Annotated in this window: 9 protein-coding genes; 3 read left to right on the top strand and 6 right to left on the bottom strand. The window is 51.7% G+C overall.

What is annotated here, in order from left to right; translation table 11 throughout:
- Positions 1–8 precede the first annotated feature (8 nt).
- The 4 genes from ABD851_RS10140 to ABD851_RS10125 form a co-directional block, all read right to left on the bottom strand.
- Positions 9–1,904, bottom strand: a complete 1,896-nt coding sequence (locus ABD851_RS10140; protein WP_344978800.1) for a RagB/SusD family nutrient uptake outer membrane protein — start codon at positions 1,902–1,904, stop codon at positions 9–11.
- A 14-nt stretch (positions 1,905–1,918) separates the two neighbouring features.
- Entirely contained in the window at positions 1,919–5,347 is a 3,429-nt protein-coding gene (locus tag ABD851_RS10135; protein ID WP_344978798.1) for a TonB-dependent receptor, read from the bottom strand.
- A 278-nt stretch (positions 5,348–5,625) separates the two neighbouring features.
- Positions 5,626–6,846, bottom strand: coding sequence for a FecR family protein (locus ABD851_RS10130; RefSeq protein WP_344978796.1), 1,221 nt, complete (start codon positions 6,844–6,846; stop codon positions 5,626–5,628).
- Positions 6,847–6,927: 81 nt separating this feature from the next.
- Positions 6,928–7,539, bottom strand: a complete 612-nt coding sequence (locus ABD851_RS10125; protein ID WP_344978794.1) for an RNA polymerase sigma factor — start codon at positions 7,537–7,539, stop codon at positions 6,928–6,930.
- 332 nt (positions 7,540–7,871) lie between these two features.
- Here ABD851_RS10125 and ABD851_RS10120 point away from each other — a divergent pair, with 332 nt between their 5' ends.
- From ABD851_RS10120 to ABD851_RS10110, 3 genes are all read left to right on the top strand, one after another.
- The gene (locus ABD851_RS10120; protein WP_344978792.1) at positions 7,872–8,315 is read left to right on the top strand and encodes a SufE family protein; all 444 of its coding nucleotides are present in this window, start codon (positions 7,872–7,874) and stop codon (positions 8,313–8,315) included.
- A 342-nt stretch (positions 8,316–8,657) separates the two neighbouring features.
- A complete protein-coding gene (locus ABD851_RS10115; protein ID WP_344978790.1) occupies positions 8,658–11,876 on the top strand; it encodes a SusC/RagA family TonB-linked outer membrane protein in 3,219 nt (1,072 codons plus the stop codon).
- A 23-nt stretch (positions 11,877–11,899) separates the two neighbouring features.
- The gene (locus ABD851_RS10110; protein ID WP_344978788.1) at positions 11,900–13,372 is read left to right on the top strand and encodes a SusD/RagB family nutrient-binding outer membrane lipoprotein; all 1,473 of its coding nucleotides are present in this window, start codon (positions 11,900–11,902) and stop codon (positions 13,370–13,372) included.
- Between the two features lie 67 nt (positions 13,373–13,439).
- On the opposite strand, the gene xseB is transcribed toward ABD851_RS10110, so the two are convergent.
- Both xseB and xseA read right to left on the bottom strand, forming a co-directional pair.
- Complete coding sequence (gene xseB / locus ABD851_RS10105) at positions 13,440–13,676, bottom strand: exodeoxyribonuclease VII small subunit (protein ID WP_344978786.1); 237 nt, start codon at positions 13,674–13,676, stop codon at positions 13,440–13,442.
- Positions 13,669–15,009 carry an exodeoxyribonuclease VII large subunit gene (xseA, locus tag ABD851_RS10100; protein WP_344978784.1) on the bottom strand — a complete coding sequence of 447 codons (1,341 nt, stop codon included), beginning with the start codon at positions 15,007–15,009 and terminating at the stop codon, positions 13,669–13,671. The genes xseB and xseA overlap by 8 nt, the downstream gene beginning before the upstream one ends.
- Positions 15,010–15,066: the final 57 nt, after the last annotated feature.

Below are 15,066 nucleotides of genomic sequence, written 5' to 3'. Positions count from 1 at the left end.
TGGAATACCTACCATCCTAAATTCTGCACCAAATTCCTGTTGGCTGTGATCTCCCTGTCAACGATAGGCCAGAAATAATCTTTTGATCCGAATGTTTGGTTAAAGACAGTGACAATCCGGTAATAATCTTCTGCTTCTTTCTGCTGGCCGTCCCATCCCTGGATAGGAGCATTCAACGTCTGAGCAGCCTCTTTCCAACGACGCAGATCCCAAAACCGCTGTCCTTCAAAAGCCAATTCGATCATTCGCTCCCGGTGGATGATCTTCCTTAATCCATTTTGCGTCTTATATTCATCCGGATTGATAGCATACTCATCCCATGCAGATTGCACGGATGGCAGACCGGCCTGTTGGCGAACGAGGTTCAGATAGCGATACACCTCCGGTCCGGGTCCTTCTGATTCATTCAGGGCTTCAGCATACAGCAGGTATAAGCCGCTTAACCGCATAAGGGGCCAGGGATAATTATGTATCGAATAAGTTGTTCCTGCTTCTACTACATTTTCAAAATGTATAAACTTTTTTATAAAGTAGCCTGTTATACTGCCCCGATCAAATTGCAACGCATCGATCTGTCCGAATTTAGCCTGCACATAGAACAGATCTGAAGGGCTGGAATCATCGTACCGGCCCTGTCCGTACCAGACACTGCCATCGAAACCCAGATCGGCATAGAACCGGGGCTCCCTGTCGAAATTCAGGGAAGCCGTAGTATAACCCCTGTGAATATACAGGGCGTCGCCCTCTTCAGCAGTACGTAATTTATGCCTGCCGCTGTAATTCCATTCTTTATCTTCATCGATGGGGACACCATGCCGGGTATAAAACATCTCGGCAATCTTTAAGGGCGGGGACAGTTCTCCCCGGGGTACATGGTTTTCCGTACGGGAAACATCCATCATGGGCAAAGCAATACCTTGCACGCTGGCAAAGCTTTGGGTATTGGCCCAGATAATGCCGCTGTTCCACTTCTCACACATGCTGTTGCGGATAGTCAACTGCCTGAGGATGGTATCGGAAAGATGATACTGGTTATAATTTGACCCGTTTCTGTCCTGATAGTCATATAATTTCATTCCGGCCGATTCACAGATCCCGATCGCTTTTTTACAGGCGGCGGCAGCGGAATCCCATTTGGCTTTGGAAAAAGTCTGATTAAAAAGCTGGGTGCCGTCGGCGTTTTTAAGACCGGCTTCATCTGTGTTGCCGTTGAAAAGCGGGCTAGCCGCATAGGTCAGTACTTCAGCCTTAAATGCAGCGGCTACCGGCTGCGTAATCCTCCCGTTCTCCTGTTGCGGGTCCTGGGGTACAAGCTGCAGATCCGGTGCAGCCTCATCAAGGAGCTGCACAATGTAATTAAAGCAGGAATCAACCGGGTCCCGGGATACCTGTACCTGGTCCGGAGAGGCATCGATCGGCAGGTTTTCCTTGACCAACGGCACCGGTCCGTACATCTTCACCAGATAAAAATGATAATAAGCAATCAGAAACTTCACCTCAGCGATCCATTGCTTCTTTTCCACATCCAGCATATCGGGCACTTTGCCGATATTGTCGAGGAAGATATGGCAATCCCGCAACCCTTTATACAAGGCATCCCACTTGTCACCAATCGGGCTGACCTTATTTTGCAGCCCTCTGGCCATATCCGTAAAGCCATTCCTCCTGTAAAGGATCCGCCAGATCTCATCTCCCCCCTGCATGGCCGGATCATCATCTATGTTTCCGCTTTTGGGCATATAAGAATAGCAGGTAAACAGATACTTTTTTGCCTCTGAACGCATGGCAAAGGCGTTGTCAAGCGTCGCCGTGTTATCCGGCAATATATCCAGATACTTTTCACAGGAGGTCATCATAAATAAGACAACCGCCAAACCAATAATTATATTGATGTAGTTTTTCATATCGAAGATGCTTTTTAATTAATGTCCAGGTTCAGACCTAAATTGAATACCCGTTGTATAGGATAGCCCATTCCGTTGCCCCCCATTTCCACATCCCACATTTTAAATTTGCTGATGGTAAACAGGTTACTGGCGTTCGCGTAAATACGAAGCCTGGACATATGGAGCTTTTTCTGAATGCTCTTGGGAAGAGAATAACCTATTTCCAACTGCTTCAGTCGCAAAAAGGCGCCGTTCCGCATAAACCAGGTGCTGGGTTGGAAATTATTTGAGCTGCCTGCGGGACTTAATCTGGGCCAAAGCGCATTGACATCCCTGTGATCTTCCGACCAATAGCTATCCGCATAGGCCTGCAATACCTCACCATCACTGGCAAACGGAATGGTTGATCCGGTATTTGTAGCAGGGTCATAAGGTTTAACATTTATCCAGAAAGCTTCATTGGACAAGCCCTGGAAAAAGGCAGATATATCAAAGCCTTTATATCCGGCTGAAAAACCAAAGCCATAGACAATTTCAGGTGTGGTCGGATAGCCGATAGGAACCATGTCGGCCTCGGTAATCTCTCCGTCGCGGTTCACATCCAGGTATTTCACATCACCGGCGCCGTATTCACCAAAATTTTGCCGGGGTGAATTCTCGACATCTTTTTCATCCACAAACAACCGTTCTGCAATATAACCGTAGGTCTGGGAAAGAGAATGTCCCACGTGATAACGGTAGGGCTCGTCATAATGCGGCTCTTCGAAGACCCTGTACTTGCTGGTGGCATAAGTAAAGTTCCCCATTGCCTGAAGCCAAAACCCATTGGAAAAATACTTGTTGTACTCCAACGAAATATCCGTACCCTTTCCCGAGGCTTCACCGACATTCGCCCTGCTCGCGGCGGACAGCCCCATCGATAAGGGTATCGACCGGGTCATCAGGATGTGATCGCGGTATTGTGAATAGAATTCTGCTGTAATGCTCAGATCGTCAAACAGGCCGATGTCTATGGCAATGTTTTTTTCGGTTGAGGTCTCCCAGGTGATATCCTGATTAGCATATCTTGAAACCGTAATACCATTCAAAGAATAAGTGCTTTCGGTCGAAGAAGTACCTCCAAAAGTGGCCCCCTTGTCGCCATCATTCATATTCACATTGGATATATAAAAGAAACGGTCTTGCGGAGAGCCAATGGCGTCGTTCCCGATAATTCCGTAGGTTCCCCGCAACCGCAAATTGGAGATCACCGGTTTTATGGACTTAAAGAATTTTTCATTGGAGACGGTCCACGCTAAGCCGTAAGAGGGGAAAAATCCATAGCGATGGTTGGCGGCAAACCGCTCCGATCCGTTGTAGCCAAAATCAAATTCCGCATAATAACGTTTGTCATAATTGTAAGTCAACCTGCCTGAAGTCCCTAAGTTCCGGAACGGGAGAGATTGCTGGAGATCACCCTGGGCACTTGATTGATTGCTTCTCATCTGATAAATCACCATGCCGCTGATACCGTGATTTTCCTTGAATGTGCGGTTGTAATCAACCATCGCCTCCATATAAAAGGAAGAGGAAACATCCGGCCGGCTCTGATTATATCCCAGGTACTCCGTACCCCCTTCTTCATTTAGATTGGAAATCGCATAGGTGTCCGTCAATTTATCGTAACTGTCCAATTGATAATAGAAAGGAGAATAGGCCCGGACCACATCAAAGTAAGACTGCCGGTAGGTATATCCCATGATCCTTGTTGACAGTCCTTCCGTCAGGAAGGAAAAATCCTGTTTCAATTCGAGCTGTGCCTGCATTAGTGACCGGGAGTAATTCTTATAGCCTTTCACCATGTCTGCATAAGGATTGGAATAGCCCACTCCACTTCCGCTTCTTGCGGTATAATTTCCAAACATGATGTGTTTCACATACTGATGAGCGGAATCGGTTGGATAATAAGGAGGAAACAGCACAGGATTAGAATGCATAATTTCATTGTACATGGCTGCACCACCGGATATGGGACCGGTGTAATCATCAAAATTACCGCTCAGCCGGGCACTCAGCTCGGTGGTCTTTGTCAGGGTAATGTTTACGTTCGTCCGGAGGGTATAGCTATTCAGCTTAATATTATTATTAAAATTATTGCGGTGATCGACATTCATCAGACCATTGTCCCGGTCATACGAGCCGGAAACAAAATACCTGGCCACACCGCCCCCGCCGCTCACGTTCAGGTTGATCCGTCTTGTTGTCGTGTAATCCTTAAACAACAGCTTTTGCCAGTCATTGGCAGGATAGGCAATCGGATTGGTGCCGGCTTCCGTATTGGCTATCTTATCTTCAGAATAAAGCGGCACACCAAACGGATCGCGGGTTACGATAGCTTCATTATACATCTTCATATAGGTAACCGGGTCCGCTATCTGCACATTCCGTGTAGGCGCTGATATGGAGTTCTCAAGCCGGAACGAAAGCTTGGCTTTGCCTACAGCACCTTGTTTTGTGGTTACCAGTATGACACCGTTAGCGCCCCGTGCCCCATATACCGCCGTTGCAGTGGCATCTTTTAATATAGAGAAGCTGGCGATATCGTCCGGTTGAATACGGGCCAGGTCTGTTGCCGTCAGTTCTACTCCGTCAATCAGGATCAGGGGATCCGTTTTATATCCGAATGTGGTAACACCACGTATAAAAAAGTTGGCATTGTCTTGTCCCGGCTCGCCGCTTCGCTGAAAAGCGATCAATCCTGCCGCCCGCCCGGCTAAGGATGTGGTCAGGTTACTGGAAGGGTTTTTTGCCAGGTCGTCGGCACTGATGGAAGTTACCGAACCCACCATATCGGCTTTGTTCTGATGGGTCTCAAAAGCAGTCACTACGGTTTCTCCCAACTGTGTGGAGGCCGGCAGCAATCTGATATTAATCGTCTTTTTTCCGGCTACCGGCACTTCCTGGCTTTCAAAACCGATCATGCTGAACACCAGCGTGGCGTTGTCCGGTACTTCGAGGATATACCGGCCGTTCGGGTCGGTAGCCGTACCGACACTTTTGTTACTCTTCAGGTATACTGTCACACCCGGCATCGGGGCGCCGCTGCTGTCGGTAACCAACCCGGTGACCTCTATATCTGCCTTTTTAATTATTGCTTCCGGGATTTTTGAAGGGGGAGCGGGCTGCTTTGGCCTTTCCTTGACCACTATGGTTTTCCCCACTAACGAATAACTCAGCGGCTGATCTTTGAAACAGGCGTCCAGGGCCTCCTTTAATGAGATATCCCTAACGTTTACGTTAACGGGATGCGCCAGCCGTAAAAGTTCGTTCTTATAAAAGAAATCGTATCCCGTCTGTTTCCTGATCTCCCGGAAAATCTTTTCCAGCGAGACATGACGGCCAGAAAGGCTAATATTCTGGGCGTTTGATCTGGCGCTCACCTGCATACAGGTCGCCGCCATCAGGATGATGACCAGTTTCATTATCAGCAGCCTTTTGAGAGAGAAGATGTCAGGTAAATGTCTGCCATAGACACACAGGAATTTTAATTGCATACCTTTGCATTATTGGGTTTGGATAATCTGTTGATCATTCTTCACGGATGAGATAACACGGGGCAAGCCCAAGTCCGCCGTTCCGGGTACCAGCCGGAACGGTTTCTTTTATGTCTTTCCCATGACACAGGCTCAGGGAGGCCTTAAGTTTTCCATCTTTTATTTTTATTATGATATCTGCTCCTTATGCTCCGGTAAAAAATTGCTTATTGTTTCACCCTGATCGTCCTGCCTTCAATAGAGAAATGTATTCCGCTCAGCTCCAGCACTTTTAATACCTGAGCAAGGTTATTATCCCGGCTGATCACACCGGTAAAATGTCCGGCAGGAAGACCTTCCTCATAGCTGACCTCCATATCATACCACCGGGCTATTTTTCTCATGATGCTGGGGAGATCGTCCCCGTCAAAATGAAAGAGTCCTTCCTTCCAGGCCATGACTTCCTCCATATCCGCTTTCCTGATCCGGATATGCCGGGCGGACTTATCGAGATCCGCCTGCTGCCCGGGCTTCAGCAAGGCTTCCGTCTCGCCCTGGCTGACCTTCACGCCCCCCTCCAGCAGGGTGGTTTTTACGGATGATTCGTCTCCGTAAGCCATGACGTTGAAATGAGTGCCGAGCACTTTAACGTGCATGTCGTTCACCTTCACTTCAAAGGGCCGGTCCTTGTCTTCAGCCACCTCAAAATAAGCCTCTCCCGTCAGCTCGACTTCCCGCTTCCCCGTCGTAAAGGCGGTTGGAAAACGCAGAGAGGAAGCAGCATTCAGCCATACCTTGCTGTTGTCAGGCAAAACAACCTGATATTCTCCTCCGGGGGGCGTGGTCAGCGTATTAAAGCTGACTTCGTCCGAAGCCTTACGTTTTTCACCCTGGGCTTCATAAGCCAGTTGCCCGCCCCTGAGCTTCAGCACCCGGGTACTCCCCTGCCGGGTCAGCAGGCCATTCCCGCTGCTGTCCAGGGGGATGCTTGTGCCGTTTGCCAACACAAGCACCGCTTTATTACTACCCGGCGCAATATCGTCACCGGGCGGCATCGTCCGGGATGCAACCGGAGTTTTCAGGGGGTTGCGCGCACGCTGCCATAATATAAAGCCTCCGGCAGCGGGCAGGATGAGCAGGGCTGCCACAGCAGCTGCTCTGAGCCATCGGATACGCTTTCCTTCGCCTTTGCGGGACCGCACTGCCGTCTCTTCTCCGTTTTCCTTTTCTTGCATAATGCGGTGCAGCATGGCATCGCTCTGTCCGGGAGAAAAAAGCGGCATATCCGTCTTATATGTCGCCCAGGCTTCATCCATGAGCGCTTTCAGCTCTTCCGTATGCCCGTCCCTGCTGATCAGATCCATCAGCTCCTGCTCTTCTTCCGCAGTAACCGTCTGGCTAAAATAACGTCTGAATAAGTAAGCCAGCCTTTTATGGTCGGTATTCATAAGTCATATTTGGAAATAAACAGCTGCTCCGGAACATTTCCCAGGTAAGAGACACCGGAAACAGCAAAAAGGGGGTATCGTTCAGCAAAAAAATTTCAGACTGCCGAGCGCCAGGAGAAATATCAGGGAGAAATCGCCATGGGTACGGAGGTAGTTGGAGATCGACCGGACAGCCAGTTTCAGGTATTTCTTTACGGTTTCCCGGGACAGGCTCATGCGGCTGGCTATTTCTCCCTGCTTCAGACCGGCCCGGCGGCTCAGCAGATAAACCTTCTGCTGCTGGGGAGGCAGCTCTGCCACAGCCTGGTCAATGAGCACATAACGATCCACACCAAACACCGGGTCTTCGCTGCTGTGCTCATCATATATTTCACTGTAGTTCAATACATAGTAATAGCTTCTGGCCCGTTCCTTTGCCTGCTGCCGCAGACAGTTCAGGGCATGATTTCGCGAAGTCATATACAGGTAGGCCCCGAAATTGTCCACATTTGCGAGCAGCCGGCGTTTGGCCCATACCTTTACAAATGTTTCCTGAACGATTTCCTCAGCTGCGTCGACAGATCCTGTCAGGCGAAATACATAAGCGCCGAGTTTCTGATGGTAAGCATGGAAGAGCTGCGTAAAAGCAGCCTCGTCGCCCCCGGTGACCTGCATCAGCAGTTCTTTTTCGTTGTCTGAGGTAGAAGTAGGCAATTAGCAGGGATTTGGAGGTAAATATATAAAAAGTCCGAAAGTTAATCCTCAGGAACACAACAACCATCCTGCCCTATACTGGGCTGCCCGGATTTTCCGTGTCACCGGGTCCATATCCGGATTTGCGGAGGTCCCGGACGGTTCCGACGCTACGCTTCCCGCCCCACCCGCCGGCAATCTGACAATTTTCATTACACTTTTTTTCCGGTTCATTACAAATCAGCCAAAATTCGGAGACAACGGAACGATGGTGGGCCCGATTTCCCTATTTTTACACACCGTTAAGGGTAAGTAGGTTTGTGCATCCGATCACCAACACAAACAGTAGCGCAATGGACATCAACAGGCTGCAGGATAAGATCATCGAAGAATTCGACCTTTTCCTCGATAAGATGAACCGGTTCCGGTATTTCAGGTATATCACCCGCCTGGGTAAAGAGCTCCCGCTGATCGATACCCAATACAAAACGGAGCAGCACCTCATCCGGGGATGCAACCCCCGGGTATGGCTGCACGCCGCTTACCAGAACGACAAGGTATTTTATACCGCAGACGGCGATACGCCGCTGGACAAGGGACTGCTGAGCATGTTCATCCAGATATTGTCCGGGCATTCGCCCAAGGAGATCGCCAATGCCGATATGTATGTGCTGAATGAGATCAGGCTGCATAAATATCTGCCCGCTGCAAAATTCGAAAGCGCGTTATCCATCCTGAAACAGATCAAGCTTTACGCGGTCAACTTCCAGGTACAATCCCTCTTCAAGGCCGGCTGACCTTCGCCGTGCTCTTCTCTCCTTATCTCCGCCACCAGGGGCGGCGACTGCCCGTTTGCGGCAAGATACAGCTTTACTCATGCAGGAACATGCTGTATTTTGCCTAAAAATCATTGTTCTGCCTCGTTAATTTGCAATTTCCGGCACAATTTTTTCTTGCATATCACATACATGTGACAGGCCCTATCCATCCCCTTCACAAATAGTATTTGCCCTTTTTATCGAACCGGGTATCCAACAAACCGAGTAGTATGAAAGCCTTATTCCCTGCATGCCCCCCTGCGCGGTTTTCCCTTGCGTCAACAGGCGCTTTGTCCGGATACCGCGAAAAACCAATGCTACATGAAGCGGAAACATGCACTCCTGTTTTTTTTATGCCTTTGCTTATCCGGTACCGTTGCCGCACAAACCATTCGTGGTAAGGTAGTGTCGCCCGACGGCAAAGCCGTACCTGCCGCCACCGTACAGGTCAAGGGTACCGAAAAAGGCGCCGTTGCGGATCAGAACGGCAGCTTTACCCTGCAGGCGGCGCCCGGCACTGTCCTTGTTGCAAAAGCCATCGGCCTGGACTCTACCAGCACAACCGTCGGTACAGATACCAGCATCACCATAACCATGCAGGGCGGAAAAACGCAGACCCTTAAAACGGTGGTCGTCAAAGCGGCGCTGGGGATGCAGAAAAACCAGCGCTCCGTAGGCTATGCCATCCAGGAGGTCAGCGGGCAGGCGGTGCAGCAAGCCAAAGAAGTAAACTTCGTCAACGCCCTGAACGGTAAGATCGCCGGTGTGCAGATCAATACCAACACCGGGTCCATGGGAGGGTCTTCCAAGATAACCATACGCGGACAAAAGTCCATCCTCGGGGATAACAACGCGCTGTTTGTCGTAGACGGCGTACCCTTCAGCAACTTCAACTCCAACAGCGTCAACCAGCAGATCGGCGGGGGCGGCTACGATTACGGGAACCCCAGCCAGGATATTAACCCGGATGATATTGAGACCATCTCCGTGCTGAAAGGAGCGGCCGCTACCGCGCTTTACGGCACCCGCGGGGCCAACGGCGTAGTGCTCATCACCACCAAAAAAGGCGGCAACGGCGGGCATTTTGGCGTTAATTACAGCCTTAATATACAGACAGACCGCGTCTACATCCTGCCTAAATACCAGAACCGGTACGGCGGAGGCAGCTCTCCCGACTTCGATACGCTTTTCTATAATAAAAACCCCGAGCAGTTCCTCAGTGAAAAAGATGCCGCCTACCACGATCCCGCGCTGGGCGCCTATGACCTGCTGCCGGAATATGCGGTAGACGAGTCCTGGGGACCGGAAATGAAAGGGCAGCTGGTGCGACCGTACTGGTCGTTCGACAAAGACAAGAATAATCCGGACTTCGGAAAAACGGCGCCGTGGTCTCCGCACCCGGACAACGCGCGCAACTTCTTTACACCCGGCCTCACCGTATCCAACAACATCAGCGCCGGCAACGACTTCGACAAGGGAAGCGTACGTATATCCTTTGGCGATATGCGGCAGAAATTCATACTGCCGCATTCAAAGCTGCACCGCGACAACATCTCCCTTCGCGGCAGCTACGAAATCCTTGACAACCTGACCGCCTCCGCCTCTTTTAATTATGCGAATACGGGCGCCACCGGCCGGCCCGGCACCGGCTTCTCGGGACAAAACATCATGGAACAGTTCAGCATGTACGGACAACGGCAGCTCGACATGAACAAAATGAAGGACTATAAATATGCGGATGGTTCCCAGATCACCTGGAACCGGCATGCCTTCGACGATCCATCTCCCGCCTCCGCAGGCAACCCTTACTGGGAACGGTATGAAGAGTACGAAAGCGATCAGCGCAACCGGTATTATGGCTTTGCCGGGCTGGACTACAAACCCATCGACTGGCTCAACATCTCGGGGAAGGTCATGATGGACAGCTATAATACGCTCCAGGAAGAAAGGACGGCCAAGGATTATCTTCCCGGCAGCTATGCCCGCAATACCATCGACTTCCGGGAGATGAACTACCAGCTGCTGGTTACCGCCAACCCGAAGCTCAGCGAGGACTTCTCACTGGATGCCACCGCAGGCGGAAATATCATGAAGCAGACCATGAACACCCTCTCCGGGCTTACCAGCGGAGGCCTGGTCGTCCCCGGACTGTATACCCTCAGCAACTCCTTATCCGCGCCCCTGCTTTATCCCGGCATGCCGCGCTCGCAGATCAATTCCCTGTTTGCCGATGTAAACCTGGGCTATAAGAATACCGTATTCCTGGAAGCCACCGGACGGAACGACTGGTCCTCCACCCTCCCGGCGGACAGCCGCTCCTTCTTCTATCCCTCCGTTTCCGCTTCCATCGTCTTTTCCGAATGGCTGAAAAACTGGACCTGGCTTTCCTTCGGTAAGCTGCGCGGCAGCTATGCCGTGGTTGGTACGGATGCCTCCGCCTTCAACGTCTACAACATCTTCGGCAATCCCATACTGCTGAACGGGCAGACGATGATCAGCGTGGACCCTACAAAACGTAACCCCAACCTGAAGCCGGAACGGACCACCGAGCAGGAAGTAGGGCTGCAGCTGAACTTCCTGGACAACCGTATCGGGCTGGATGTGGCTGCTTACAACCGTATCACGCGGGACCAGATCATCCCCGTAAACGTTTCGCCCTCTACCGGCTTTGCCACCTGGCTCGTCAATGCAGGCCGGGTAAGGAACCGGGGTGTGGAAGTCCACCTTGAAGGATCGCCGGTACGGACAAAAGACTTTACCTGGACGCTCAACCTGAACCTGGCCAAAAACGAGAACAAGGTGCTGGGCCTCGCTTTCAACGGCATCGAGGTACCCCAGGTGATCATCGGCACGGAACGACGGCTGAACGCCGTATCGGTGGTGGCCAAGACCGGCTACTCTCTGGGTACGCTTGTGGGATACGACTACAAACGGATCAACGGGAAACCGGTAATGGACTCGGCAGGCAACTATACGCCCACCGACGAGCCCGTTCCGCTGGGCAGCGTGTATCCCGATTATACAGGAGGCGTCAGCACCAACTTCACCTACAAGAACTTCAGTCTGAGTGCGCTGGTGGATTTCCAGCAGGGCGGTAAATTCTTTTCTTATACCAACATGTACGGTCTCTTCTCAGGGCTGCTGGACGAAACCGCTAAAAACAACGTGCGGGAAGACGGCGTTACCGTAGAAGGAGTGCTGGCAGACGGCACGCCTTACCAGACTACCATGGCGGCCAAGGATTATTTCAAGAACGATTTCGGAAAGGTCATCAACAGCGCAAACGTCTATGATGCCAGCTACGTTTATCTGCGGGAAGTAAAGCTTGGATACAACCTCCCGAAAAGCTGGGCGGATAAGATCGGCGCGGAAAACATCGCTTTTTATCTCTATGGACGAAACCTCTGGCTGATCAGCAAAAACGCCCCCAATGTGGATCCCTCCAATATCGCCAACGGATCGGGCAATATACAGGGTCTGGAAGGAGGGGCGCTGCCCTCGGTACGATCCTTCGGTCTGAACCTGAACGTCGGATTTTAATGCATGATCAAAAACTTATGACGATGATAAAAAAGTGGAAATATCTTATCTGCATACCGCTGGGGCTGGCTGCAGCCTCCTGCTCAAAGTTCGACGAGCTGAATACAGACCCGGTGCATCCCTCACGCGTGACAACCGACCAGTCCCTGCTGGCCGGCGAAAAGCTGAGCATGGATGAGCTGTACTTTACCTATGTCAATAACCGCGTAGGCATGCACTATGCCCAGTACTGGTCGGCTACCGATAAGGAGTCCAACAGCCAGTACCAGCTGGACGCTACCTCCACCACCACCCTCTGGAGCGAATACAACCAGGGACTGCAGAACCTGGAAGAGGTGAAAAGAACAAATGCGGAGCTGGATGAAACACCTACCCTCAAAAATCAGAACGCCATTGCCGATATCCTCGAAGTGTGGATCTATCATTTCCTCACCGACGCTTTTGGCGATATCCCTTACTCGGAAACCATCAAAAACGACGATAACCCTACTCCCAAATATGATCATGCTGACAGCATTTATACGGCCCTTTTGAAACGGCTGGATACCGACGCCGCAGCGCTGGATCCCGCCCAGCCCAGCTTTACCACAGGCGATAATATTTACCAGGGCGACGTTTCAAAATGGAAAAAGCTGGCCAACTCCCTGAAGCTGCGTATAGCCATGCGCATGGCCGACGCCAATCCATCGGCCGCCAAAACAGCCGTTGAAGCGGCGGTAAAGGCCGGGGTGATGCAGGGGCCGGAAGACGATGCCCTTTATCTCTATACCGAAGACGCCACCAACCGCTTTCCGTATAACAATGCCGACAAAGAGCCTATTGAGTTCGTGCTCAGCAAAACGATGGTGGACTACCTGGATTCCCTCAACGATCCGCGGCTGCCCGTCTATGCCCGGAAGGCGCGCGCTACCGGTACTTACATCGGAAAGATTTATGGGCTCGGCACCAATTCGGCGAGTGAGATCAACGACTATTCGCAACCCGGCACCACAGTCTACTCCGCTGCTTTTCCGGGCATCCTGATGACCTCTTCCGAAGTAGAGTTTCTGCTGGCCGAAGCCGTAGAGCGCGGCATGCAGGTCGGCGGCTCGGCAGAAGAGCATTTCCGGAAGGCCATCCGGAACAATTTCAGCTTCTGGGAAAAGATCAGCCTGGAGCCGATGGACGAGCAGGCTGCAACGCAATACGCGGATACGCTGAGCTATAGTTCAGACAACTGGAAAAATATTATCGGCACCCAGAAATGGATTGCCATGTACATGCAGGGGCTACAGTCCTGGTTTGAACGGCTGCGGCTCGATTTCAAAAAGCCCGACGGCACGCCGCTGTTCGTCGCGCCCCGGGCCGGCTCGCTGGACCCCAATGTAAAAGATGTGCCCACAAGGCTTACCTACCCCGCTTCGGAAACCAGCACCAACGGCGCCAATCTGCAGACCGCCGTGGAGCACATGGGCGGCGACACCCAGGGAATCCGGAACTGGTGGGATAAGCATTAAGATACCCCCAAAAGAGGACCCGGAACGGCTTGACGGCAATTGCTGTCAGGCCGTTTCCTTTTACACATTACCTCCCTTCTGCGCCGGCCTCCGCTGAAGCGCCCGTAGCGGCATCCAGCTCCCGCAATATTTTATCCACTTCTTCTTCCGTAGAAGAAAGCCGGGACTTACATACCTTGATCAGCGCCACGGCATGCCTGACCTTTTCGGAAAGCTCATCCACCGATATCTCGCCGGCTTCGATCTCCGCCACGATGGTTTGCAATCTGGCAAAAGCTTCGGTATAGTTTATTTCTTCATTCATCATCGTCTGTCTTCCGGATGGCGGTTACCTTGCTGGTAAGCCCGCCGTCAAATAACTGTGTTTCGAGGATATCGCCTTCCTTTACCTGCTCCTGCGCTTTTACGGACCGGCCGTTGAGCCGGGTAATGCTGTAGCCCCGCCGCAATACATTCACCGGATCCAGGTTGGTCACGATCCGCTGCAGGGCCTCCAGCGCCCCGCTTTGGTGCTGCCGGAAAAGCGCGACGTTTCTCCGGATGCCGCTCATGGCGGCGGCCTGTTGTTCTTTTTCCCGCTGCAGCCGGAAACGGCTCTGCTGCAGCAGGGTTGCCGTTTGCCCGTACAGCTCGTGGTCATACCGGTTGAGCCGGTTCCTCGATACCGAACGGAAATATTTGGCCAGGGAAAGGAAGGCGGTCTTTTCCTCCCGGAGCAGCCGGGCCGCCCGCTCCGCGATCTTTTCTTCGGCCTGCCGCAACGGCACGGCAAAGTTATGAAAGCGCTGAAGCAGATACTCGCCTATCTTGGTCGGCGTGATGGCATTCTGAAAGGCGATCATCTCTGCGACGGTTTCATTGGTAGCATGACCGATACCGGTAATTACCGGCAGGGGAAACAGGGCGATCTCCCGGGACAGCAGGTAGCTGTTATAGCAGGACAGGCCGATATCCCCGCCGCCGCCCCGGACCAGGGCTACTACATCAAAATGATGCTTTACCTTTTGTATACGTTTCAGCTGGCTACGGATGGAAGCCACGGCTTTTTCCCCCTGCAGCAACGCAGGAAAAAGCAGGTGAAAAAAGCGGTAGCCCCAGGGGTTGTGATCAATTACCCGCAGGAAATCTGCGTAGCCCTTGCTGGTCTCTACCGAGATCACCGCAATCCTTTGGGGAAGCAAAGGCAGGGACAGCATTTTATTCCGGCCGAACAGCCCTTCCTGTTTCAGCTGCATCAGGGTTTCCTGCTTTTCCCGCTCAAGATCCCCCAGCGTATAGGCCGGGTCGATATCCGTGATCCGCAGCGTAAGACCGTAAACGGGATCAAAAGTTATCCTGGCGGCAAAAAGGATCTTGATACCATCTCTCAGCGGCTCGTTCAGGACCTGTTGAAATCTTTTATCGATCAGCTTATAATCCTCTTTCCAGAGGATAGACCGGATCTGCGCTATGACCTTCCCTTCTCTTTTTTCCACCAGCTCGGGGTAGCAATGGCCCGAGTGGGAGTAGTGGTTGAGCTTGTTCATCTCCGCTTTCACCCAGAAGGAGCTGGTATAACGTCCCTCCAGCGTCTTCTGTATGCTCCGCATCACCTCCAGCAAAGAAAAAACCGTTTTCTCATTAACCTTTTCCGGCATGAAAGGGCTTTTATTTTTAAAGTTACTGCTTTTCCGCATCTCGTAAATCTTTTTCCG

Origin of the sequence: Compostibacter hankyongensis (assembly GCF_039541075.1) — a bacterium.
GTDB classification, from domain to species: Bacteria; Bacteroidota; Bacteroidia; order Chitinophagales; family Chitinophagaceae; genus Compostibacter; species Compostibacter hankyongensis.
The sequence above is the reverse complement of the archived record's forward strand: the minus strand, read 5'-3'. Positions and strand labels throughout refer to the sequence as shown.

Coding starts and splice junctions, on each gene's coding strand:
- ABD851_RS10110 (WP_344978788.1), top strand. CDS start 11,900: ATGATAAAAAAGTGGAAATATCTTATCTGCATACCGCTGGGGCTGGCT.
- ABD851_RS10135 (WP_344978798.1), bottom strand. CDS start 5,347: ATGAAACTGGTCATCATCCTGATGGCGGCGACCTGTATGCAGGTGAGC.
- ABD851_RS10120 (WP_344978792.1), top strand. CDS start 7,872: ATGGACATCAACAGGCTGCAGGATAAGATCATCGAAGAATTCGACCTT.
- xseB (WP_344978786.1), bottom strand. CDS start 13,676: ATGAATGAAGAAATAAACTATACCGAAGCTTTTGCCAGATTGCAAACC.
- xseA (WP_344978784.1), bottom strand. CDS start 15,009: ATGCCGGAAAAGGTTAATGAGAAAACGGTTTTTTCTTTGCTGGAGGTG.
- ABD851_RS10115 (WP_344978790.1), top strand. CDS start 8,658: ATGAAGCGGAAACATGCACTCCTGTTTTTTTTATGCCTTTGCTTATCC.
- ABD851_RS10140 (WP_344978800.1), bottom strand. CDS start 1,904: ATGAAAAACTACATCAATATAATTATTGGTTTGGCGGTTGTCTTATTT.
- ABD851_RS10130 (WP_344978796.1), bottom strand. CDS start 6,846: ATGAATACCGACCATAAAAGGCTGGCTTACTTATTCAGACGTTATTTT.